The sequence below is a fragment of the Mycoavidus sp. B2-EB genome, from assembly GCF_014218255.1.
Lineage (GTDB): Bacteria > Pseudomonadota > Gammaproteobacteria > Burkholderiales > Burkholderiaceae > Mycoavidus.
Genome location: NZ_AP021872.1, coordinates 1,708,206 through 1,730,902, shown reverse-complemented (window position 1 = coordinate 1,730,902; position 22,697 = coordinate 1,708,206). Strand labels below are relative to the sequence as shown.

Annotated in this window: 25 protein-coding genes and 1 pseudogene; 14 read left to right on the top strand and 12 right to left on the bottom strand. The window is 50.7% G+C overall.

Annotated elements, in window-relative coordinates; translation table 11 throughout:
- Positions 1-31: 31 nt before the first annotated feature.
- From kdsB to lpxK, 3 genes are read right to left on the bottom strand one after another with little or no spacing between them, the layout of a single operon-like run.
- A complete protein-coding gene (gene kdsB, locus MPB2EB_RS07715) occupies positions 32-874 on the bottom strand; it encodes a 3-deoxy-manno-octulosonate cytidylyltransferase (protein ID WP_185181744.1) in 843 nt (280 codons plus the stop codon).
- 18 nt (positions 875-892) lie between these two features.
- A complete protein-coding gene (locus tag MPB2EB_RS07710; protein ID WP_185181743.1) occupies positions 893-1,096 on the bottom strand; it encodes a Trm112 family protein in 204 nt (67 codons plus the stop codon).
- Positions 1,077-2,099: a tetraacyldisaccharide 4'-kinase gene (gene lpxK, locus MPB2EB_RS07705; protein WP_185181742.1), complete on the bottom strand. Its 1,023-nt coding sequence runs from the start codon at positions 2,097-2,099 to the stop codon at positions 1,077-1,079. The genes MPB2EB_RS07710 and lpxK overlap by 20 nt, the downstream gene beginning before the upstream one ends.
- Before the next feature lie 130 nt (positions 2,100-2,229).
- Here lpxK and xseA point away from each other — a divergent pair, with 130 nt between their 5' ends.
- Positions 2,230-3,474, top strand: coding sequence for an exodeoxyribonuclease VII large subunit (gene xseA, locus MPB2EB_RS07700; RefSeq protein ID WP_185181741.1), 1,245 nt, complete (start codon positions 2,230-2,232; stop codon positions 3,472-3,474).
- Positions 3,475-3,599: 125 nt separating this feature from the next.
- Positions 3,600-4,181: a superoxide dismutase gene (locus MPB2EB_RS07695; RefSeq protein WP_185181740.1), complete on the top strand. Its 582-nt coding sequence runs from the start codon at positions 3,600-3,602 to the stop codon at positions 4,179-4,181.
- Between the two features lie 45 nt (positions 4,182-4,226).
- Here MPB2EB_RS07695 and MPB2EB_RS07690 read toward each other — a convergent pair whose 3' ends face one another.
- Positions 4,227-4,739, bottom strand: a complete 513-nt coding sequence (locus MPB2EB_RS07690; RefSeq protein WP_232534433.1) for a DUF192 domain-containing protein — start codon at positions 4,737-4,739, stop codon at positions 4,227-4,229.
- Positions 4,740-4,933: 194 nt separating this feature from the next.
- Complete coding sequence (locus MPB2EB_RS07685) at positions 4,934-5,167, bottom strand: hypothetical protein (RefSeq protein ID WP_185181738.1); 234 nt, start codon at positions 5,165-5,167, stop codon at positions 4,934-4,936.
- A 454-nt stretch (positions 5,168-5,621) separates the two neighbouring features.
- Between MPB2EB_RS07685 and icd the strand changes: the two genes are divergently transcribed.
- Positions 5,622-6,881, top strand: coding sequence for an NADP-dependent isocitrate dehydrogenase (gene icd / locus MPB2EB_RS07680; protein WP_185181737.1), 1,260 nt, complete (start codon positions 5,622-5,624; stop codon positions 6,879-6,881).
- Positions 6,882-6,953: 72 nt separating this feature from the next.
- On the opposite strand, the gene MPB2EB_RS07675 is transcribed toward icd, so the two are convergent.
- From MPB2EB_RS07675 to gpmA, 4 genes are all read right to left on the bottom strand, one after another.
- A complete protein-coding gene (locus MPB2EB_RS07675; protein WP_185181736.1) occupies positions 6,954-7,181 on the bottom strand; it encodes a cold-shock protein in 228 nt (75 codons plus the stop codon).
- Between the two features lie 187 nt (positions 7,182-7,368).
- Entirely contained in the window at positions 7,369-8,121 is a 753-nt protein-coding gene (locus tag MPB2EB_RS07670; RefSeq protein ID WP_185181735.1) for a HesA/MoeB/ThiF family protein, read from the bottom strand.
- A 24-nt stretch (positions 8,122-8,145) separates the two neighbouring features.
- Positions 8,146-9,651: a S41 family peptidase gene (locus tag MPB2EB_RS07665; RefSeq protein WP_185181734.1), complete on the bottom strand. Its 1,506-nt coding sequence runs from the start codon at positions 9,649-9,651 to the stop codon at positions 8,146-8,148.
- 80 nt (positions 9,652-9,731) lie between these two features.
- Positions 9,732-10,478, bottom strand: coding sequence for a 2,3-diphosphoglycerate-dependent phosphoglycerate mutase (gene gpmA / locus MPB2EB_RS07660; RefSeq protein ID WP_185181733.1), 747 nt, complete (start codon positions 10,476-10,478; stop codon positions 9,732-9,734).
- Between the two features lie 148 nt (positions 10,479-10,626).
- Here gpmA and MPB2EB_RS07655 point away from each other — a divergent pair, with 148 nt between their 5' ends.
- From MPB2EB_RS07655 to MPB2EB_RS07640, 4 genes are all read left to right on the top strand, one after another.
- Positions 10,627-11,034 carry a rhodanese-like domain-containing protein gene (locus MPB2EB_RS07655; protein ID WP_185181732.1) on the top strand — a complete coding sequence of 136 codons (408 nt, stop codon included), beginning with the start codon at positions 10,627-10,629 and terminating at the stop codon, positions 11,032-11,034.
- 8 nt (positions 11,035-11,042) lie between these two features.
- Positions 11,043-11,306 (top strand): glutaredoxin 3, encoded by a 264-nt coding sequence (grxC, locus tag MPB2EB_RS07650; RefSeq protein ID WP_185181731.1) that lies wholly within the window; start codon positions 11,043-11,045, stop codon positions 11,304-11,306.
- A 44-nt stretch (positions 11,307-11,350) separates the two neighbouring features.
- Positions 11,351-11,908, top strand: a complete 558-nt coding sequence (secB, locus tag MPB2EB_RS07645) for a protein-export chaperone SecB (RefSeq protein ID WP_185182707.1) — start codon at positions 11,351-11,353, stop codon at positions 11,906-11,908.
- 94 nt (positions 11,909-12,002) lie between these two features.
- Positions 12,003-13,019 carry an NAD(P)H-dependent glycerol-3-phosphate dehydrogenase gene (locus MPB2EB_RS07640; protein ID WP_185181730.1) on the top strand — a complete coding sequence of 339 codons (1,017 nt, stop codon included), beginning with the start codon at positions 12,003-12,005 and terminating at the stop codon, positions 13,017-13,019.
- Positions 13,020-13,068: 49 nt separating this feature from the next.
- Here the strand turns inward: MPB2EB_RS07640 and trmL are convergent, their stop codons facing one another.
- Both trmL and MPB2EB_RS07630 read right to left on the bottom strand, forming a co-directional pair.
- Positions 13,069-13,539 carry a tRNA (uridine(34)/cytosine(34)/5-carboxymethylaminomethyluridine(34)-2'-O)-methyltransferase TrmL gene (gene trmL / locus MPB2EB_RS07635; protein ID WP_185181729.1) on the bottom strand — a complete coding sequence of 157 codons (471 nt, stop codon included), beginning with the start codon at positions 13,537-13,539 and terminating at the stop codon, positions 13,069-13,071.
- Positions 13,540-13,615: 76 nt separating this feature from the next.
- Positions 13,616-14,398 carry a ComF family protein gene (locus MPB2EB_RS07630; RefSeq protein WP_232534432.1) on the bottom strand — a complete coding sequence of 261 codons (783 nt, stop codon included), beginning with the start codon at positions 14,396-14,398 and terminating at the stop codon, positions 13,616-13,618.
- Between the two features lie 493 nt (positions 14,399-14,891).
- Between MPB2EB_RS07630 and MPB2EB_RS07625 the strand changes: the two genes are divergently transcribed.
- The 4 genes and pseudogenes from MPB2EB_RS07625 to MPB2EB_RS07610 all read left to right on the top strand — a co-directional run bounded on the left by MPB2EB_RS07625 (position 14,892) and on the right by MPB2EB_RS07610 (position 19,853).
- Complete coding sequence (locus MPB2EB_RS07625; RefSeq protein ID WP_185182705.1) at positions 14,892-15,893, top strand: methyltransferase domain-containing protein; 1,002 nt, start codon at positions 14,892-14,894, stop codon at positions 15,891-15,893.
- A 94-nt stretch (positions 15,894-15,987) separates the two neighbouring features.
- Positions 15,988-17,217 (top strand): annotated as a pseudogene (gene coxB / locus MPB2EB_RS07620) (cytochrome c oxidase subunit II); the annotation flags it as partial.
- Positions 17,218-17,308: 91 nt separating this feature from the next.
- Entirely contained in the window at positions 17,309-18,904 is a 1,596-nt protein-coding gene (gene ctaD, locus MPB2EB_RS07615; RefSeq protein ID WP_185181727.1) for a cytochrome c oxidase subunit I, read from the top strand.
- Positions 18,905-18,995: 91 nt separating this feature from the next.
- Positions 18,996-19,853 (top strand): cytochrome c oxidase subunit 3, encoded by an 858-nt coding sequence (locus tag MPB2EB_RS07610; protein ID WP_185181726.1) that lies wholly within the window; start codon positions 18,996-18,998, stop codon positions 19,851-19,853.
- 63 nt (positions 19,854-19,916) lie between these two features.
- Here MPB2EB_RS07610 and MPB2EB_RS07605 read toward each other — a convergent pair whose 3' ends face one another.
- Positions 19,917-20,126: a twin transmembrane helix small protein gene (locus tag MPB2EB_RS07605; protein WP_185181725.1), complete on the bottom strand. Its 210-nt coding sequence runs from the start codon at positions 20,124-20,126 to the stop codon at positions 19,917-19,919.
- A 92-nt stretch (positions 20,127-20,218) separates the two neighbouring features.
- Here MPB2EB_RS07605 and MPB2EB_RS07600 point away from each other — a divergent pair, with 92 nt between their 5' ends.
- The 3 genes from MPB2EB_RS07600 to MPB2EB_RS07590 all read left to right on the top strand — a co-directional run bounded on the left by MPB2EB_RS07600 (position 20,219) and on the right by MPB2EB_RS07590 (position 22,693).
- The gene (locus tag MPB2EB_RS07600; RefSeq protein WP_185181724.1) at positions 20,219-20,929 is read left to right on the top strand and encodes an SURF1 family protein; all 711 of its coding nucleotides are present in this window, start codon (positions 20,219-20,221) and stop codon (positions 20,927-20,929) included.
- A 65-nt stretch (positions 20,930-20,994) separates the two neighbouring features.
- The gene (locus tag MPB2EB_RS07595; RefSeq protein WP_185181723.1) at positions 20,995-21,585 is read left to right on the top strand and encodes a cytochrome C oxidase subunit I; all 591 of its coding nucleotides are present in this window, start codon (positions 20,995-20,997) and stop codon (positions 21,583-21,585) included.
- Positions 21,586-21,604: 19 nt separating this feature from the next.
- Positions 21,605-22,693 (top strand): heme A synthase, encoded by a 1,089-nt coding sequence (locus MPB2EB_RS07590; RefSeq protein ID WP_185181722.1) that lies wholly within the window; start codon positions 21,605-21,607, stop codon positions 22,691-22,693.
- Positions 22,694-22,697: the final 4 nt, after the last annotated feature.

Here is a 22,697-nt window from a genome sequence, read left to right as displayed (position 1 = left end):
AATATGACTGATTATGCCATGGTTGCTTGGTTTATGTTTTTTCCGAGCGCCGGCCTTGGGCCAGCGCTTCAAAGTGCTGGCGTACGCGTGCCAGATCGGCCGGCACATCGACGCCTGCTACGGGGATTTGTTTGGTAATCAGTACCGCGATACGTTCACCATGCCAAAGTGCGCGTAACTGTTCCAGGGCCTCGGTTTCCTCAAGCGGCGCCGCAGCTAAATCTGGAAAGCGGCGCAAAAAGGCGGCGCGGTATGCATATAAACCGATATGTCGATATACGGTGCAGGGTGGGGCGGGCAGGGTTGGCAGATTAGGCCAGGGCGGGTACGCATCGCGCGCCCATGGAATCGGCGCGCGCGAGAAATACAGGGCGTGGCCATTTTTATCGAGTACCGTTTTTACCACATTCGGGTCAAAGATCTCGGCGGCTGCCGTGATTGGATATGCTGCGGTGGCGATTGCGCACGCTTTTTGCTGGGCTAGATGGGCGACGACGCTTTGGATCAATTTAGGCTCTAATAGCGGCTCGTCGCCTTGCGCATTGACCACGATTGTATCGTCACTCCAACCAAACTGCTCAACCACTTCAGCGAGCCGATCCGTGCCAGATAGATGCGTTTGGCGCGTGAGTACGGCCGCAAAGCCATATTGATGTGCAGCGTCCATAATGGCTTGCGCATCGGTTGCGATAATGACGTGCTGCGCCCCGGCTGCGCGTGCGCGCTGTGCCACATGCACCACCATAGGTTGTCCATCAATCTCCAACAACGTTTTGCCTGGCAAGCGAGATGAAGCCAGGCGGGCTGGGATCACAGCGATAAAAGGCGGAGGGGCGGGCGCATTAAGTGCGCTAGAAGCAGGATGATCACACATTTGCAAGAGTGGGTTAATTTATTCTGGTTTGCCGTCGGCCGGCTCCAGCAATTTGCCTGCGACGGTTTGGCGCGCGCGCTCAACCAACAGCACGGGAATGCCGTCTTGAATTGGATAAGCGAGCTTATCGACCTGGCAAATTAATTCATCTGCAGTGCGATCATGAGTCAATGCGCCTTTGCACAAAGGGCACACCAAAATTTCAAGTAAGCGAGTGTCCACGGACTTTCTCTGTAATAAGGGTCAGTAGGTGCGCATCAAGCGTAGTCTCAGCGGGTACAACCCAGAGTCGAGCATCACGCCAATCCTGACATTTTACTGCATCCTTTTCGGTAATTAGAATGATTTCAGCGCAGGTATCGATAAACGGATGGGTTGCATACGCGAAATGATCAGGTAGCGCACGTGTCGCCATTAAAGTTAGACCTTGTGCGCGCAAAGTTGAAAAGAAACGTTCAGGCGCGCCGATGCCCGCAGCAGCCAGGATGCGTTTGCCAATAAATTGGCTTAATGGACGGCGCACCGCAGGATGCTCTAAATGCCAAGCGGTGCTGGCGGTTAGCTTTAAGGCAAAAGTATTTGGCCAATTTGGTAGCGTATAAGGGGCCGGGCAGTTAATCAAAGTTGCGTCGCGTCGACGCCAGAGCGGTTCACGCAATGGACCCGCGGGCAGGAGTAACCCATTCCCGCCAAGCCGATCATCGAAAACCACCAATTCGACTGCGCGCGCTAGCCGATAGTGTTGTAAACCATCATCACTGATAATAAGATCTACGTCTGGGTGCTGTGCGCAGAGCGCGCGCGCCGCGGCGACCCTATTGGGGCAAACCCAAACCGGCGCACCGGTGCGCTGTGCAATTAAAAGGGGTTCATCGCCAACTGCAGTGGCGGCGGATTGCGCAGTGACTGCGCGGGGCGCTTTAATCTGCGCGCCATAGCCTCTTGAAATAACGCCAGGACAAAATCCTGCCTGGCGCAATCCTTCGATCAAAGCAATGACAGTCGGTGTTTTGCCGGTACCGCCGACAGTCACATTGCCAACGATAATAACGGGCACTGAAACAGACTCAACTCGGCGCAAGCCAAAAGCAAAACTGGCATAGCGCAATGCTGTGACTAGGCCGAACACCAGAGAGAAAGGTAGCAGGCCCCACGCAAATACGCCCCGACGTTGCCATTCACGCGATAAAAAATGTTCGAGATGCAACTTCCAGGGTTTGAACATATTTGAGACTGAAGTACTTTAATTGCTGTGGGCGGATTAAGATAGCGCTTGATTATGTCCTAAAAGAACATTTTTTACGGGCAATTAGATAAAATTTGCAACAAAATAGTTTTAAGCGAATGTAAGGTAAATGGAAATAAAAGCTAATTGGCCCATAGCGAGTAACAGCGAGACGGTTGTTTCAGTGTCAGCTTTAAATTACGCGATCAGTACAACCCTTGAGCGGACTTTCCCGCTCATCTGGGTTGCCGGTGAGGTATCGAACTTTACTTGCGCCGCAAGCGGTCATTGGTATTTCTCTTTGAAAGATAGCACTGCCCAGATACGTTGTGTGATGTTTCGCACGCGCGCGCAGGCCATGCAGTTTGTGCCGGCGAATGGCGATCGAATTGACGTGCGCGCGGTGGTCACAATCTATGAGCCAAGAGGTGAAGTTCAATTAAAGCTTGAATATATTCGCCGTACGGGACAAGGGCAGCTGTATGAAGCTTTTTTGCGGCTTAAGCAAAAGCTCGAAAGCGAAGGGTTATTTGCGCCAGCAAGAAAACGTGCATTGCCGGCTTACCCGCGTGTTGTCGGTATCGTGACCTCGCTGCAAGCGGTGGCGTTGCAAGATGTTTTAACCACGCTCAGGCGCCGCGCACCCCATCTCTCCGTGGTTGTATATCCAGCACCCGTGCAGGGTGTCGAGGCAGCGGGCAAGCTGGCGGAAATGATCGAATGCGCGAATCGGCGCGCTGAGGTTGAGCTTCTGATCATTTGCCGCGGTGGCGGTTCGTTGGAAGATCTGTGGGCCTTTAATGAAGAAAAATTAGCGCGCGCGGTAGCGGCTAGCCACTTGCCGGTGGTCAGCGGAGTGGGGCATGAAACGGATTTCACGATGGTCGATTTTGTAGCGGATTTACGCGCGCCGACGCCAACTGGGGCGGCTGAGTTAGTGAGTCCGGCTTATGAAATGTTGGTGCGCGCGCTTGAGCAATCTCAGCAACAACTTAGACGAGCGTGTACGCGTTTAATGGAGCGTCATGCACAGCAGCTAGACGGGTTGGCACGCGGCTTATTAAGCCCCGCCGAGCGCTTAATGCGACAGAAAATTCAATTACAGCAACACGCTACAAGCCTAACTACGGTATTTACACGGTTATATGAACGCCGCGGTGCAACGCTACGTGAAGCGGCAGCCAAGCTTGATCTGTTAAGCCCGCAGCGCACGCTTGAGCGGGGTTATGCGGCGGTATTGAACCCCGTCAATCAGCAAGCGCTACGCTCACCGGCTGTGTTAGCGGTAACGCCTCGAATTGTGGTTCATTTGGCGCAGGGGAGCGCGGAGGTCGAGCTGGCTCAGGTGCAGGTGCGCTCACAGACGGAGTTCTGATAATCCGCATGGCTCGATGGCGGCCATTGCTAGCGTATGCCAAGTCGCCTAAAATGAATGGCTCAGCCTTCAAATTGACTTAATCCTGCTGAGTCAGTACTTGATACAAAAAAAGGAATTTACACATGGAACACACTCTTCCTGCTCTGCCCTATGCAAGAAATGCCCTGGTACCGCATATGTCAGAAGAAACGCTTGAATTTCACTATGGCAAGCACCATCAAACTTATGTTACGAACCTCAATAACTTGATTAAGGGCACAGAATTTGAAAACCTGTCGCTTGAAGAGATTATCAAAAAGTCTTCTGGCCCGATTTTTAATAATGCTGCGCAAATCTGGAATCATACGTTTTTCTGGCACAGTTTATCGCCACAAGGAGGCGGGCAGCCAGCAGGGGCGCTGGCTGAAGCGATTGATCGCCAATGGGGTAGCTATGCGCAATTTAAAGAAGCTTTCACCAAGGTTGCAATCGGCACTTTTGGTTCTGGTTGGGCCTGGCTGGTTAAAAAGGCGGATGGTGCGCTCGATATCGTCTCCACGAGTAATGCCGTGACACCGTTGACAACAGGCGCAAAGCCGCTGTTGACACTGGATGTTTGGGAGCATGCCTATTACATCGACTATCGCAATGCGCGGCCAAAATTTATAGATGCATTTTGGCAAATCGTGAATTGGAATTTTGCGGCGAACAACTTCGCGGCTTAATTGGGCTCTATCTGACTGGCAAGAAGCGGATGCGGGCGTTAAGCCTTAGCGAGAAGTTTCTTGCCATAATGGCAAGCCACCCATAGCCATGCCAGGCTTGATTCCTTTTGCGGCAAACCATCCCTGATTCATCTCAAGGGCATAGCGGCCAGCGTGTTGCGGGCAGTGGTTTTGTGTGGTTTCTGGCTTCATTTCAGTAATATCCGTGATGATGCCAGACTCATTAATAAAGGCAATCGAGAGAGCGAGCGGGGTATTTTTCATCCAGAAGCAATGCTGCGCGTTTTCATCAAAGATAAAGAGCATCCCATCATTAGGCCCAAGGCTTGTGCGATGCATTAAACCTTGTTGGCGGTCAGCCTCTCGACTCGCAACCTCAGCCTGCACCGAATATAAGCCGATTGTGAGTGTTGTGATGGGGAGTTTACCGTGCTGTTTGAGTGCGCTGAGCTGAGCGTGCGCGAGCCTAGGAAACAGCGCCAGGCCGCTGATACTTACGAGAGCGAGCGCCAGTGTAGTGAGCGCAGCCAGAAATAAAGGGCGTGACAAAAAGTGCACGAGAGAACTCCTTAGACAAAACCATGGTCGCATCAGTATAAAGAAAAAACCGAGCAGCATAAATAAAAGGCAGATCATACAATGATGATCTGCCTTAAAGGCGGTTAATTAGGAGTGGTTTAGCTTTTTGGGAGCCGCCCAAAGGTCCCGCCGGACGAGGCTCTATGGTATGTTTGCCAAATTTGAGCGTTCTCTTACTCGGTCTTGGTGCCGCTAGTGCTTGCCTCGCTTTTTACTTTTTTGCCAGCATGTTTGCCAGCATGGGTTACTTTTTTGCTGGTTGTTGGTGTAGCAGGAGCAACGACAGCAGTTGATGCTGTCGGGGTAGCAGCATCCGCTGCTGGGGCGGTAGCTGAATATTCGCCAGCGGCGAAAGCAGTTGAGCTCATCAAGAAGCCGGCAGCCAAAACAGTGATCAGTTTGCTCATTTTTATCCTCGTAAGGTTGGGTACTCGTCAAAGACTCGATCTTGAGTCATGTATATAAACGAGTGATGAAGTATTCGGTTGACAGCAATTCGTCCCAAATTTAGGGAAAATTAAATATTGGGGTTCCAAGCCCAAACCGGAGCGAGTTGTGCCGGTCAGTGGCAGATAAATATCCCGCCTCGATGTCGTCAGGGCCCCGCTTGATAATTTCGCATAAGTAGTAGGCTTTAGTGCGCCTGCATGCAAAACAGGAAAATTAAGCCGTTTTTCTGTTTCTTGGGTACTTTGAGCTTAGCGCTCTTTTTTTGACAGCAGCAGGAAAATTCCGCATGTTTGAGCTTACAAGCCCATACTGGAAAATAATCGAGTATAATTCTTATGTCTTATATAAGAGTTGACGAAGTTTCTTGGGTCTCTTACGGCTATCCAGCCGAGCCTTCTATTGGAGTCAGTTATGCCATACCAACATATCAACGTTCCATCTGGCGACAAAATTATCGTCAATGCGGATTTCTCAATTCATGTTCCTGATCAACCGATCATTCCTTACATTGAAGGGGATGGGATTGGCGCCGACATTACGCCGGTTATGATCGAAGTGGTTGATGCAGCAGTTCGTAAAGCTTATGGCAGTAAAAGAAAGATTAATTGGATGGAAGTCTTTGCAGGTGAAAAATCAACCAAAATCTATGGGGCGGATGTTTGGCTGCCGACAGAGACATTGGCCGCCATAAAAGAATATAGTGTTTCGATCAAAGGGCCGTTGACGACGCCGATCGGAGGCGGTATCCGTTCTCTGAATGTGGCGCTACGTCAGGAGCTTGATTTGTACGTTTGTTTGCGTCCGGTGCGCTATTTTAACGGAGTGCCTTCACCGTTGCGCGAACCAGAAAAGACCAATATGGTGATTTTTCGAGAAAATTCAGAAGATATTTATGCGGGCATTGAATGGGCTGCGGATTCTGAGCAAGCGAAAAAGGTCATTCGGTTTTTACAAGAGGAAATGGGTGTAACGAAAATTCGCTTTCCACATACCTCCGGAATTGGCATCAAGCCAGTGTCCCGCGAGGGGACTGAGCGGCTGGTGCGTAAAGCGATCCAATATGCAATCGATAACGATCGTCAATCAGTAACATTGGTGCATAAAGGCAATATCATGAAATATACCGAAGGGGCATTTCGTGACTGGGGTTATGCGTTGGCGCAGAAAGAATTTGGCGCGCAGTTGATTGATGGTGGTCCCTGGGCCAGCTTAAAAAATCCTAAAACAGGTCGTGACATCCTTCTTAAAGATGTGATTGCGGATGCATTTTTACAACAAATTTTGTTGCGCCCGGCTGAATATGATGTGATTGCGACGCTGAATCTGAATGGAGATTATGTTTCGGATGCACTGGCTGCCCAAGTGGGCGGAATTGGCATTGCGCCTGGCGCGAACTTATCCGATTCGGTGGCTATGTTTGAGGCTACGCATGGCACCGCACCTAAATATGCGGGTAAAGACTATGTGAATCCAGGCTCAGAGATTCTTTCCGCTGAGATGATGCTGCGCCACCTTGGCTGGTTTGAGGCCGCTGATATTATTATTTCAGCAATGGAAAAGTCGATTCTGCAAAAGCGTGTCACGTATGATTTTGCGCGCTTGCTTGAAGGGGCGACGCAAGTTTCTTGCTCAGGTTTTGGTCGAGTTTTAATTGAGAATATGGGACAGTAGGTCAGGTGCAAAAGAAACGGCCGCATTTAAAATGCGGCCGCTCTTTAATGCAAGGATCTACTTAAACAGGCTTTATACTTTTTGGATATTTGAAGCCTGTTTTCCCTTAGGTCCGTCTACGATGTTAAAGCTAACTCTATCACCTTCAGCTAATGATTTAAAACCATTAGATTGAATTGCTGAAAAATGGGCGAAAAGATCTTCCCCACCTGTGTCAGACGTGATAAAGCCGAAGCCTTTACCGTCGTTAAACCACTTGACGGTGCCTAGGCAGCGATCTGCGTTCTGATCAATTGACATATACAACTTTCCTTCTACTCTTGTTACTTCAACCACGAGCGCGGTTCGAAAAGCTAGACGGCTTACGCCGCTCCCTCCTCACTTAAGCTCACCTCGGCGCTTCTTTTATAAAAAACGCGCCACCCTGATTGTTGGCGCTCTTGCTGCATATGTCAAGCTTTATTTTGAGGGCGGCACAGTTTTAATCCTAAATAACGGTGCCGCATGCGGCGCAATCAGGCTGCCGAGTGATGTGTAATAGACGCCAATTCATGTGTAACGCATCTAGCAATAACAGCCGGCCGCTCAGAGGAGCGCCTGCGTGTGCGATAAGCCGTAGAGCCTCCGCGGCTTGCATAGAGCCAATCATGCCGACCAGCGGTGCAAATACCCCAGCTCTAGAGCAGCCCATTTCTTCTGGCATCGGTTCTGCTGGGAACAAGCATGCATAACAAGGGGAATCTGCTGTACGTAGATTAAAGGTACTAATTTGTCCATCAAAGCGCAATGCGGCACCCGATACGAGCGGTTTACGATGCGTAATGCAGGCTTGATTAATACTATGTCGAGTCGCGAAATCATCCGTGCAATCAAGCACAACGCTGGCGCGGGCAACCCATTCGTCAAGCAGGGCTGCATCGGCGTGTACGGCTAGCGCATTGACGCGGATTTCTGGATTAAGGCGCAATAGTGCGGCGCGCGCAGCAGATACTTTGGCTTGGCCTACGGTTTCCGTGGCGTAAATAATTTGCCGTTGTAAGTTGGTAAGATCAACCGTATCGGCATCAACCAGTGTCAACGTACCAATGCCTGCGGCGGCAAGGTAAAGCGCTGCTGGCGCGCCAAGCCCGCCAGCGCCAATCATTAAGATGTGAGCATCCAGGAAAAGCTGCTGCGCTTCAATCCCCAGCTCATCTAGAAAAATATGCCGGGAGTAGCGTAATAGTTGCTTGTCGTTCATTGCCGCTCCCGGCGGGCTGCTGGATTAGTTGGCTGGCGTCGCTGCTGGGCGAGCAGGCTGGTTGACCGCCATGGTGCGCTCGAGTTTAGATTTAGATCGCTGTACCGGCTCGCCTTTTAGTTGATGCAAAGCTTGTTGCAACATAAAGTCTTCTGCGCTGCCAAAAGTAGGCGGTATGCGCTCTCGATCTTTTTCACGTTGCTCAGGCGTTTTTTTCGCATTGTCTTTTTCAAGCTCTCGTAATTGTTCGATACGTTGCTGCTCGCGGAGCTCTTGCTCTTTTTTCTCGTTCGGGTCCTGTACGTTGGCGAGGTGGTTTGAATAATCCACTTCACGTGTGACGAAGACATCGTTGGGATCGCCTTCGGCGTATTGGTCAAGCGGGATGTCAGGCACAATGCCTTTGTTTTGAATGGACCGGCCGTTTGGCGTGTAATAGTAGGCCGTGGTTAAGCGTAAGGCGGTATCCGTCGTGAGGGGGCGCACGGTTTGCACCGAGCCTTTGCCAAATGTTGCTTGGCCCATAATCAATGCGCGTTGATGGCTTTGTAACGCGCCCGCGACAATTTCAGAGGCTGAGGCCGAATAAGCATTGGTTAAGACGACCATTGGCAGCGTTTTGAAAATGGGCGGCAAATTCTTTAATGGGTCGGAGTTGAATGAAGGCAGACGATAGTTCTCAAACGCGCCGCGGTAAGTTTCTTTGGTATGAACTTCTTGGCCATTGGTTGAAACGATCGTAGCGTTGGGCGGCAAGAAAGCGCTGGAGATGCCTACCGCGCTTTGCAATAAGCCGCCGCCATTATTACGCAAATCCAAAACTAGACCTTTTAGGGGTTGCTTGGAGGGCTGTTTTTTGACAAGTTCTTCAAGTTTGGTTGCAAGATCAGCGACCGTGCGTTCCTGAAAACTGGTGATGCGGACCCACGCATAGCCGGGCTCGACGATCTTTGTCTTGACGCTTTGGACATGGATTTCGGCGCGGGTGATGGTCATCGGATACATCCGATTGGTGCTTTTGCGATAAATCGTCAGCGTCACAGAGGTGCCGGCTTTACCTCGCATCAGCTTAACTGCTTGATCAAGCGTCATGCCGCGCACGGGTTTGTCATCAATGCGCGTGATGAGGTCGCCAGGTTGGATGCCAGCCCGAAATGCGGGGGTATCTTCAATCGGCGAAATAATCTTGATTAGCCCGTCTTCTTGAGAAATCTCGATGCCTAGGCCGGCGAAGCGTCCCCGCGTTTGTTCTTGGAGCTCTTTATATTCTTTTTGATCAAGATAGGATGAATGCGGATCCAAGCTTGAGACCATGCCTTTAATTGCAGCGGTGATTAGCTTTTTGTCCTCAACGGTCTCGACATAGTCATGTTTGACTTGCCCAAACACTTCAGCTAAAAGCCGTAACTGATCTAATGGCAGTGGTCCAATTGGATTATTTTGCGCTGCCGCGGAAAACTGCAGTGTAGCCAGTACTCCCGTGATCAAACCAAGGGCAATGAGACTGATATATTTGAAATGTTTACGCATGAAAAATAGGGCTAAGATCTATCAAAATGGGTTTAATTGTGGCACATTTTTTAATCCAAATGCCAATTGGCCAGGATTAATTAGCTTACACTGCGCGTCCCATGACTGACTGTGGCTTGGCCTGCTGGTTGCAGGTCTGTGCCTAGATAACCACGCGCGATTGGCTTGAGCTGTGCATCCAGTTCATAAATCAGCGGCACGCCATTTGGAATGTTGACGCCAACAATATCTTGATCAGAAATACCTTCAAGATATTTGATAAGGGCTCGCAAAGAGTTGCCATGCGCGGCAAGAATAATGCGTTGCCCGGTTTTGATGGCGGGTGCAATCGATTCGTTCCACAAAGGCAAAACCCGTGCCACCGTGTCTTTCAAGCATTCGGCAAGCGGTAACTCACTCGGCGGGACCTGTGCGTAACGCGGATCATGATGGGGGGCGCGTGGATCCGCAGGGGCCAGCGCCGGTGGCGGTGTCTCATAGCTACGCCGCCATTGCAAGACTTGTTCTGCGCCATATTGCGCGATCGTCTCGGCTTTGTTTAAACCCGTGAGTGCGCCGTAGTGACGCTCATTAAGACGCCATGAGTGAGTCACGGGTAGATAGAGCAGATCCATTTCGTCTTGAATATGCCACAGCGTGCGGATTGCGCGCTTTAAAACTGAAGTGTAAGCAATATCGAAGGTGTAGCCTGCATCTCGTAGCTGCTGTCCAGCTTGACGCGCTTCGTTTATTCCCTGCTCAGTGAGGTCGACATCCATCCAACCTGTGAAACGATTCTCTTTATTCCACGTCGATTCGCCGTGGCGGATGAGGGCAAGTTTATACATGTAAAATAAGGGCCGTAAGAAAGTACAGAAACCAACGCAAACAGACAGCTTACATCAAGGTTTTGAATAATCGAGCCAGATTCAGTAACCGTCAAGCGTTTATTTTATATAATGTGAAGGTCATTTTTTTAAAATTGAAGAAATTCTCGTGAAATTTTTTGCTGATTACACCAATCTTGGGTTCATGTTGGCCGCTCTGATTTCGAGCGGGTTGTTGCTCTGGCCGAATTTGATGCGGCGCGGCCGCGACTTATCCACGCAACAGGCGACACAATTGATTAACCACCGTAATGCTACGGTGATCGACCTCAGAAGCGCCGAGGAGTATGGTCGAGGTCGTTTGCCGCAAGCGCGTCATTTGGCCTTCGATGCGCTGCCCGCAAAAGTCATGCAGGTGGCGAAAAACAAAGCGCATCCCATCCTGTTAATTTGCCAGACGGGTCGGCGCGCGCATAAAGCGCAAGTTATTTTGCGTCAAGCAGGCTATACCGAAGTGTTTGTTTTACAAGGTGGTTTAACCGCGTGGCAACAGGCTGGGATGCCCGTCACACAATAAAGGTCGTCATGAAAAAAGTGCTCATGTATAGTAAACAGATATGTCCGTATTGCGACATGGCTGAGCGTTTGCTAAAGGCGCGCGGCATCGAACATATAGAAAAAATCACGATCGATAGTGACCCAGCTAAGCGGGATGAAATGATTCAGCGTACCGGTTTACGCACGGTGCCGCAGATTTTTATCGGCGAAACCCATATTGGTGGTTATGATAAATTAGCTGCGCTTGATCGTAATGGCGAACTAACGGCTTTACTTGCGGGAAATGTGTAGGTCGAAGAACGCTTGAAGTTAAACTAAAAATTGTAAGGAATATGATGGCAAACGAAACTACTCAGCAAAATGCGCAGCCTGTTTTTAATATTCAGCGCCTCTATCTCAAAGATTTGTCGCTTGAGCAGCCTAATTCGCCCGCTATCCTAGCTGAACTTGAAAAACAAGCACCGACGATTGAGATAGAAGTGAGTCTCAAAGCGGACAAAGTTTCAGGGGAGATCTATGAGAGCGTTGTTTCGACCGTGGTGACGGCTAAACTTAAAGATAAAGTTGTCCTTTTAATCGAAGCGAAACAGGCGGGTCTATTCGAGGTACGCAATATCAAAGAAGAACAGATGGAGCCGTTGCTCAATATTGCCTGTCCTTCAATCGTTTTCCCTTATTTGCGGGCAAATTTGGCCGATGCGGTCACGCGCGCGGGTTTTCCGCCGATTCATCTCGCTGAAATTAATTTTCAGTCGCTCTATGAGCACCGCTTGGCGCAGCAGGCGCAAGCTAAAAAGGAAGCGCCAGTGCAAAACCCCAAAGCCATGGAAGGCAATGGCGCGAGTTCCGCTTTCGTGAATAATCTGAAGCGGCCACCCCTACCTCGCGCATGATCGACTTAGTATTGCATGACGCAAAAATTCTCTTCAGACTGACGCATATTGGCCGTTTTGAAGAGATCAAGGCCCTCTCTCGGCCCTTGATCTGATGAATATTACGGTTCTAGGCGCGGGGGCTTGGGGGACTGCGCTGGCCCATCATCTGGCCAGCCGCCACTCTACTTTGCTCTGGGCGCGTGCTCCGGCACTCGTTGAGCAATTAACGCGTGAACAGCACAATAAGGTTTATTTGCCGGGCGTGCGCCTGGCGAGTGATTTACGTTATGAAGCGGATCTGGCGGCGGGCTTAAAGCATGCGGTTGCGGACGATGCATTATGCATTATTGCGACCCCCGTTGCTGGCCTGCGCGCGGTATGTAAAACCATGCGCGAGCTTAACTGCATTCCTGCTCGCCTCATCTGGTTATGTAAAGGATTTGAGGCGGCTACACGCTGTCTGCCGCATCAAGTGGTGGCAGCTGAGTTAGGCGAGCATCGCAGCTGCGGAGCTTTATCTGGCCCGAGCTTTGCGCGTGAGGTGGCGCAAGGATTGCCGGTGGCATTAACGATTGCTAGCCAATCTGCGGCTTGTCGTGATGCGGCAGTGCGCGCGTTCCACCATGCCGCAATGCGGATCTATACGGCGGATGATGTGACCGGTGTCGAAATTGGCGGAGCAGTTAAAAATGTCTTGGCGATTGCGGCTGGCATTGCTGATGGGCTTGCGTTTGGCTTCAATGCACGGGCTGCATTAATCACGCGTGGTCTGGCTGAAATGACGCGGTTAGGCGTGGCTCTAGGTGCTCGGGCGGAGACCTTTATGGGGCTGACGGGCCTTGGCGATTTAATTCTAACGGCAACCGGTGATTTATCTCGTAACCGCACAGTGGGCTTACAGTTGGCGCAAGGGCGCTCATTGGCTCAAATTCTAGCGTCGCTGGGCCATGTTGCAGAAGGCGTGCGTTGCGCGCCAGAGGTATTGGCATTGGCACAAGCGCAGGCGGTTGAAATGCCGGTAACGCAAGCGGTATGCTCGGTGTTATTTGCCGGCTGCGCGCCGCGCGAGGCGGCTGAGGCGCTGTTACAGAGGGCCGCCAAAGTAGAAGCGAGCTTGGCTAGCGCGTAATTCTCACATCTACCTTTGATTGAACTTTCTTGGCGCGGGTATGGATGCCTTACAAGCCACCTGCGAAGTCTTGTTGCCGCCAGCCTTCGAAGACCGTAATCGCCACTGCATTTGACAAATTAAGGCTTCGATTGCCAGGTCTCATCGGTAGCCGTACGCGTTGCTCCGGTTGGAATTGCGCGAGGAGCTCGGCGCTGAGTCCCCGCGTTTCCGGACCGAAGATAAACCAGTCATCTTGGGCGAAAGCGTGGTGGTGTAAGTGGCTTGCGCCCCGCGTAGTGAAGGCGAACATGCGCGTGGCGGGAGGGGTCTCATGGGCGATAAAATCGTCCCAACTGCGATGCACCCGCAGCGAAACAAATTCATGATAATCAAGCCCAGCGCGGCGCATTTTGGCATCATTGAGCTTAAAGCCAAGCGGCTCAATCAGATGCAGTTGAGCGCCAGCATTCGCGCATAAGCGAATGATATTGCCTGTATTAGATGGGATTTCGGGTTCGACCAGAACAACGTTAAACATAAAAAAGACGGCTCAGCGGTGTATAGCGCGCAGATTATAGCCTGACCGAGCGCATTAACCCCACTCAGTGGCAAATTTATGGCGTGCGGAGTGCAACCCAATTGGTAATGCGTGCTGCGCCAGCGTTTTTTAAGACACGAGCGACGGCTGCAAGCGTTGCGCCAGAAGTCATGACATCATCCACCAATGCAATATGTTGGCCGCGCACGCTGGCTAATTGTGGTGTGGCTATGAATGCGCCACGCATATTGCGTCGTCTTTCCTGGAGTTGGCTGAGCTGGGTTTGTGGTGGCGTATCAAGCACTCGCTTAACCCATCTAGCTTGCGCCGGAATCTGGAGCATCCGAGCCAAGGGGCGGGCAATTTCCCAGGCTTGATTATAGCCACGCGTTGCAAGCCGAGCTGCAGAAAGCGGTACGGGCATAATCAGACTGGGCCAACTCAGTTTGTCATGAGCATAGGTTTGCTCTACTAAGTGCGCGAGACGTTCAGCAAAGGTTGCGGCGACGGTGAGTTGCGCATTAAATTTTAATGCAAGTGCAAGCTGATCAATAGGGGCGGCGTAGTGAGCCAGTGTGAGCGTTGCATCAAAGGCCGGCGGCGTGGCAATACAGTGGTCGCAGAGCCGAGAGGGTGGATGATTGGGGTCCGTGTGGTGAGGGTTTAACGGCAATGCACAACGCGGGCAGCGGTCATCATGGGTTTGCCAATAAGCGCTGTCACAGCCGTTGCAGATAGCGTGCGGCGACAAACTGCCGCAGATTGCGCAACGGCACGGTAGCGCGAGCTGCATCAAGGCCTTGCATCGTTTGAATGTATGCTGGGCAAATGCGGTAACCGTCAAAAATGAATGCGCCATAGGCAAGATGTAAGGAAAATTTACCTTAATTTTTTGAATCTTTAAGCCTTGTTCCTTCAGTAGGCAAGTGTACTCATAATTTCTATATGTTGCTACTCACGTCCTCAATCTTGTAAAAAAAGAGATGTTTGTTTAATTACAGTTGTGAACACATCGCGCCGCTATAATATGTTCAAGGAGATCAGCTTCATTTTTAAATAGGGGGGCCGCAGAATTTGGGCAGAAACACACATTAGCTCCTATATTTCGCTCCTCCCCCCGCTTCAAAAACAGAATTGTAAGTTATCGATAAAGGACTTATTTATTGTGTTCTTTGAGGGTTATACAGCTAGCGAGCCACTTATTCACTCCCAAAAGTTTGATTTTCAGGCTTGTTGTTCCTTGCTATTTTTCAGCGAGAAATCCAACTCATTGATATATAAGGATTATTTTATCCTCTAAAAAATCAGTATAGGGAGCGGAATGTAGGATAATTCCTACTTTACTCACAGTCATATTTGCTGCATCCGTGGACTCTTCTCAGCCTACCGTCAATCTTCAGCGATTACAACAAATTTTCGATCGGCGCGCAGATGCTTTTGCTGCGGTGAATTTCTTGCCACGCGAGGTTGCGCAACGTATGCATGAGCGCCTCAAGTGCGTGAAACTGACGCCGCAGCGCATCTTAGACGCGGGCTGCGGGGGGGGCGATGATTTGCTGGCGCTGCAAGCGCGGTTTGAGTCTGCGCAAATATATGGACTGGACGTTTCTCATCAGATGTTGGTGCGGGCCTTGGCCGCCACTGGCGTGCCACGGCTCGGTTGGCGTGGGTATGTAACGGATGCTTTATATCGGAAACGGCGTTTTAACCTTCCTTTTGTCAGCAAATTAAGAAAGCTTTTTCAGCCCCGCCCGCGGCAGACTGTGCAAGCCGATTTTGCAAGCCTTCCTTTTGCCGCAAGTACTTTTGATTTATTTTGGTCAAATCTGGCATTGCATTGGCATACTCGGCCCGATCAAGTTTTACCGGAATGGCGGCGTGTCTTAAAAACCGGTGGTCTTTTAATGTTTAGTTTGCTCGGGCCTGATTCATTATGTGAGTTGCGCGCCGCTTGGCGCCATGCAGATGCGCAAACGCCGCATGCGCGCGTGCTGGACTTTACGGATATGCATGACTTTGGCGATATGCTGGCGGCGAGCGGTTTTGAGATACCTGTGATGGAGATGGAAAAACTCACGATTACTTATCCTTCGCCGGCAGCTTTATTAAATGATGTGCGGCGCTGGGGGGCTTATCCGTTCACTGAGGGGCGACGTCCGCCAGGACTGACGAGCCGTCGCTTGCAACAAGCGCTGATAAGGGGGCTAGAGGCGCAGCGGCGCGCTGATGGCGCAATTCCCCTCACCTTTGAAATTATTTATGGCCATGCCTGGAAAGCGGCTGAGAGAACCACTGCAGAAGGCTATGCGATTGTGCGTCCTGATGAAATTACTAAAGCGGCAAAGCAAAAGTAGGAAAACGGAATTATAATGCTCCGTTTGATTCGATTTTAAAATGAAAAAGGCGTATTGCGCCTGATTCGTAGATAGCACTCAGATAAAAACGCCGATGAAAACGATTAAGCGAATCCTAATAGGGGCGCTAGCAGGTAGGGGATTATTGCTAGCGGACGTGGCCCATGCGGTGAATGACATGCCTGGCGGCCCAATCGTCAATGGGCATAACTTTCAAACGCCGGTGACCAAGATAGCTGAGGGGCTATATGGGTTGCATACGATGATGCTGATTATCTGTCTAGTGATCCTAGTCGGTGTCTTTGGGGTGATGTTTTATTCGATCTTTGCCCACCGTAAGTCTAAAGGGCATCAGCCGGCGCATTTTCATGAAAGCACCACGGTGGAAGTGATTTGGACCGTCGTGCCATTTTTGATCGTAATCTTAATGGCTTGGCCTGCGACCAAGATGGTGATTGCGATGAAAGACACCAGCAATGCCGATGTCACGGTAAAAGTTACGGGCTATCAATGGAAGTGGGGTTACGACTATATTAATGGCCCAGGCGCGGGAATTGGTTTCTTATCCACGATTACCACGCCGCGCGATCAAATCAATGGGCGCGAGCCGATTTCCGATACGTATTTGCAGGAAGTTGACCACCCGCTGGTGGTGCCGGTGAATAAAAAGATTCGCATTATTACTACTGCAAATGATGTGGTGCACTCATGGTCCGTGCCCGCTTTTGGCGTAAAACAGGATGCGATTCCTGGTTTTGTGCGTGATACTTGGTTCAAAGCCGAAAAAGTAGGGACTTATCGTGGTTTTTGCACTGAGTTATGCGGCAAAGATCATGCCTATATGCCAGTGGTGGTTAAAGTTCTGTCCGAGCCGGATTACGCGCAATGGGTGGCCGAGCGGGTAAAAAACACGCCAATGGGCGCTGCGCTGGATAAAACTTGGACCATGAGCGAACTTAAAGTGCATGGGGAGCAAATTTATGCCGCCCATTGCGCTGTTTGCCATAATACCAACGGCAAAGGCATTGGCCCATTTCCCGCACTGGATGGCGGTCCGGTGACCAATGGTCCATTAGCCAGTCATCTGAATCTTGTGCTGCACGGCAAAGCACAAATGCCGCCGTGGGCGACCACGCTAAATGACATTGATCTTGCCGCGGTTGTGACTTACCAACGTAATGCGTGGGGCAACCGCACGGGGGACTTAGTCCAACCGCGCCAAGTGGCCGTTGCGCGCGCCGATCAAGCGTTACGCAACGCCGCTCACCAAGCGCAAGTCGCGCCTGTTGAAAAATCTCAGGCAGCTCGCAAAGCTGCCGCGGCAGTAGATAAAACGCCAAAATTGAGTCAAATGCTCACCGCAGATTCAGCCGCATAATCTGTCCCGTCAAACCAAACAAATAAGGAAAGTTTTTATGACCACGATCGGACACGGCCAGGTAGCGCAGCACGATCATACGCATGAACGTCCATCTGGATGGCGGCGCTGGTTACTCGCGACAAACCATAAAGATATTGGTACTTTGTATTTGCTGTTTTCGTTCATTATGTTTTTGTCTGGTGGTGTGCTGGCGCTGTTGATCCGGGCGGAGCTATTTGAGCCTGGCTTGCAAATTATGCGCCCTGAATTTTTCAATCAGCTCACTACGATGCACGGCATCGTCATGGTGTTTGGCGCAATCATGCCGGCGTTTGTGGGGTTTGCTAATTGGATGTTGCCTTTGCAAATTGGGGCATCGGATATGGCATTCGCGCGCATGAATAACTTTAGTTTCTGGTTGTTGCCCCCAGCTGCGTTGCTCTTGACCGCATCATTTTTTGTGCCAGGGGGCGCTACGGCCGCAGGCTGGACACTCTATGCACCGCTGTCAGTGCAAATGGGGCCTGGCATGGATTTGGCTATTTTTGCGGTGCATATTATGGGCGCCTCTTCAATTATGGGCGCTATTAATATTGTGGTTACCATTTTGAATATGCGCGCTCCTGGCATGACGCTGATGAAAATGCCAATGTTTGCGTGGACTTGGCTGATCACGGCTTATTTGCTGATTGCCGTCATGCCGGTGTTGGCCGGTGCTGTGACGATGCTGCTTTTCGATCGCCATTTTGGTACCTCGTTTTTTAATGCAGCGGGCGGCGGAGACCCCGTTCTATATCAACATATTTTTTGGTTCTTCGGCCATCCAGAAGTTTACATCATGATTTTGCCGGCTTTTGGCATGATCTCGCAGGTGATTCCGGCTTTCTCGCGCAAGCCCTTGTTTGGTTATCATTCGATGGTTTATGCCACGGCATCCATTGCTATCTTGTCTTTCATGGTATGGGCGCATCATATGTTTGTCACGGGCATGGTGGTGAGCGGCCAGCTTTTTTTCATGTATGCAACGATGCTGATTGCTGTGCCAACCGGGGTTAAAGTATTCAATTGGGTTGCGACGATGTGGCGCGGCGCGCTCACGTTCGAGACGCCAATGTTATTCGCCATAGGCTTTTTGCTGGTCTTTACAATCGGCGGCTTTTCCGGCTTGATCTTGGCGATGGCGCCGCTGAATGTGGCGGCACACGGAACGTATTATGTGGTTGCGCATTTCCATTATGTGTTGGTTGCGGGCTCGCTATTTTCGCTGTATGCAGGTTGGTATTATTGGGCGCCCAAATGGACCGGCTATATGTATAACGAGGCCCGGGGCCGGATTCATTTTTGGGGGTCTTTGATCTCGTTTAATATCACTTTCTTCCCAATGCACTTTCTGGGCTTATCTGGAATGCCGCGGCGCGTGGTGGATTACTCAGCGCAATTTACTGACTATAACCAGCTCGCGACGATTGGTGCATTTGGTTTTGGTTTAATGCAGGTGTACTTTTTGTTTTGGGTTGCTTTGCCGACGTATTTTGGCAAACGCTGCGCACCCGCTCCGGCTAAACCTTGGGAAGGCGCTCAAGGGCTTGAATGGACGATTCCTAGCCCAGCTCCTTTTCATACTTTTGAAACCCCTCCTGTGGTTGAATAATGGCATGACTCATCCATTAAATGGATGCGTTTTGTCCTATAACAAAAACCACGGAAATAGCGAAATAGACGTTTGAAATGGAACTACAACGATGAGTAGTCAAGATCAAAAACCTTATTATTTTGTGCCGAGTCCATCGCAGCACCCCATTTTGGCGGCATTAGGTTTGCTCGGCATAATGCTTTCGCTCACGGCCTGGCTGAATGATCAAAGCTGGGGGCCTTTGGCCTTTGCTGTCAGTTTAGCCTGGTTGTTATTTGTATTGTGGCGTTGGTTTGGCGAGTCAATTGCTGAATCTGAAGGGGGAAAGTACGGTAAGCGCGTCGATACATCGTATCGCTGGAGCATGAGTTGGTTCATTTTTTCCGAAGTCATGTTTTTTGCCGCGTTCTTCGGGGCGCTATTTTATGCTCGCTCATTTGCTAGCCCGCTGCTTGGCGATCTCAATCATAGGGTGTTGTGGCCGGATTTCATGGCGGCTTGGCCGAATGTTGGGCCGGCCGACTTAGTGCCACATTTTAAAGCCATGACGGCGTGGCCAATCCCTACCATCAACACGGCTTTGCTGTTGACTTCAGGCGCTACGTTAACTGTTGCGCACCATGCTTTACGGGATAATCACCGCAAACCAGCGATGATTTGGCTGGCTGCAACCGTGTTGCTTGGCGCAGTGTTTCTATTTATGCAAGGCTATGAGTATATCCACGCTTACCGTGAGCTTAACCTTAAGCTGACTTCCGGCATGTACGGCTCGACCTTTTTCCTGCTCACAGGTTTTCATGGCTTCCATGTGATGATGGGAACACTCATGCTGAGTGTCGTGCTGGCGCGCCTAATGCGTGGGCATTTTAGCGCAGATCATCATTTTGCTTTTGAAGGGGCAGCTTGGTATTGGCATTTTGTGGATGTGGTCTGGCTTGGTTTATACGTTGTGGTGTATTGGCTTTAGTCGTTTGGGTGGTTTCGCAGCGCTTAGAAGACTGAGAGAATTCTAGGCGCTGCGTGATTTTCTTTAATTGCTATAAGGAATGCCGGTACTTTGAATCCATCCCATCCAATAGGCAAATAAGATAAACAAGAAAAGCCCGATTGAAAGCCCAACGCGGGCCATGAGTGAATAGACCATTCGCTTCGTTGTGCCTCGGTCGTGCATCATAAAATACAAGGCACAGACTAGGCTTGCGCCAATTAGGAGAAAAGCAAAGGCAATAAAAACAGACATATGGGTAGAAATAAATCAGCAAAATTTCAAAAAAGCGGCGTAAGCCCGGCTATTATCGCATTAACAATTCTCTCCTGCGCGGTCAAATAGCGATGCTCAAAATTCGTTTCTGGCCGTTATTAGCGATACTCATTGCGGCCGCGTTAGCGGTACGCTTAGGTTTTTGGCAGCGCGACCGCGCACACCAAAAAGAAGCGCTTGCTGCCCAACTGATACGCTATCAGAATAGTACGCCAATCCCGCTCGGTTCGTCATGGTTGCCGCTCAAAGAGGCCGAGTATCATCGAGTACAGGCGCGTGGGCGTTTTATGCCAGAGCGTGTGGTGTATCTTGATAACCGCCCTTACGACGCCCGACCTGGCTTTCATGTGCTCATGCCGTTAGCGCTGGAAGAGGGGACGTATGTCCTAATCAATCGGGGTTGGATACCCTGTAATATGCAAGATCGCACGGTGCTTGCGCCTTATTCCACACCGACGGATAGCGTTGTCATAGAGGGCATTGCCCGCGCTGATCCGGGGCAGGCATTTGAACTGGGTGCAGGCGGTTCAGCCGCGCATTTGCGGGTGCGGCAGAATTTGGATCTGGCGGCGTACCAGTTAGAGACAGGGTTGCCTTTGCAGCCATTCGTTATCTGGCAGACAAACCAGATCAATGACCAACTGGTGCGTGCCTGGCCGAACATTTTAACTGGGGTAGAGCGTAACTATGGTTACATGCTGCAATGGTGGGGGATCGCTGCCGCTATATTACTATCAGGCTTATATGCGGCCCGCCGCGCTGCGCTAAATGCGGTTAAATAGCATTTATTTTAGAGCCGCAATTAAAAGCCATCAAATTAGGAACAAAGGCGCGAGCCGTATTTAATATGCATGCAAGTCACAAAAATTCGAATCGGAAAACGTTGTTGTTAGTGGTGCTGGTGTGTTTGGCGCCCGTCATTGCATCTTACCTCTCCTATTATGTTTTCAAACCGGCTGGTGGGGTGGTGAATTACGGTAAATTAATCGAGCCAGCGCAGCCTATTCCGCCTAGTTTAGGGGTGCAAGCAGAAAATGGGGAGGTAATCCCCTTCCAAACTTTAAAAGGCAAATGGTTATTGCTTGCAGTCGATGCGAGCACATGCTCTGAGAACTGTGTAAAGAAGCTCTATTTTATGAGGCAAGTACGGGTGGCGCAGGGCATTGAGCGGGAGCGTGTGGCAACCGTCTGGCTGCGCACGGATAACGCTCCAGTGTCGCCTGTAGTGCAGCAAGCGTATCCCGAGATGCGTTTCTTAAGTGCCAATGCTACGGCTCTTGCCAAATGGTTGCCGGTTGAGGGTGGGATGCAGCTCGCAGACTATATTTATTTAGTGGATCCAAGCGGTAATCTCATCATGCGTTTCCCCCCTGCTCCGGACCCTGGCAAAATCAAAAAGGACCTCAGCAAATTGTTGAAATGGTCGAGCATTGGCTAAACTCTTTTAGGGCATCTCAGTGTTTATTTTGCAGCTTAGCTTGATTGGCATTTGCATCGCGCTCATCCCGCTGGGTTGGGTGTGGCTGCGCAGTGGTGCGGATCGATTTGGTCAATTGGTCTGGGTCACGACGATACTCACCTTTGATCTAGTGTTATTTGGCAGCTTTACGCGTCTCACAGATTCGGGCCTAGGCTGCCCTGATTGGCCCGGCTGTTATGGTGCCGCCTCGCCCTTTATTGCACATGAAGCGATTCAAGCGGCACAAGCTGCATTACCCAGTGGCCCTGTCACTATGGTCAAGGCTTGGATTGAAATGATGCATCGCTATCTGGCCTTGGCGCTGGGCGTGTTGATGATTGCGCAGGTGGTGGTGGCGTGGCGTAGCCGTAAAGTGTTACCAGTGTCGCCCTGGTGGCCGGTTGCATTACTTATATTAATTTGCGTGCAGGGCGCGTTTGGCGCTTGGACCGTCACTCTAAAATTACAGCCGATCATCGTTACGATCCACTTACTGCTGGGGTTGACGTTACTGGGTGCATTGGCTTGGTTGGCGATGCGTTGCACGCCTTCGGTTGCCCCTGAGCCTGCGGCGACTCGTTGGCGGTGGGCAGTATGGATTGGGCTGGCGCTACTTGTCGTACAAATCGCCCTAGGGGGGTGGGTGAGCGCGAATTACGCGGTGTTAGCCTGTACCGATTTTCCGACATGCCATGGTGCTTGGTTGCCGCCGATGGATTTTGCGCAAGGCTTTCAACTGTGGCGTGCGCTAGGTCAAACTAAAGCCGGAGACTTTATTACCCAAGATGCGCTGGTGGCAATCCATTGGACGCATCGCAATTTTGCCTGGCTTGTTAGTGTCTGGTTGCTTGGGCTGGGCTTACGCTTGCGCCAATTTAACGCGTTGCGCCCTTTAGCGAATGGCTTAATGGCGTTGGTCGCATTGCAGGGTTTAACTGGCATAGCCAATATTCTATTGCAGTGGCCTTTGCTGATTGCGCTAGTGCACAATGGCGGCGCGGCATTACTCTTGTTGTTGCTCATCATGCTAAACTACCGTATCGCAATTAACAGACAAAGTGTGCGGCGCACCGCAACTAAGGTCTGAATTC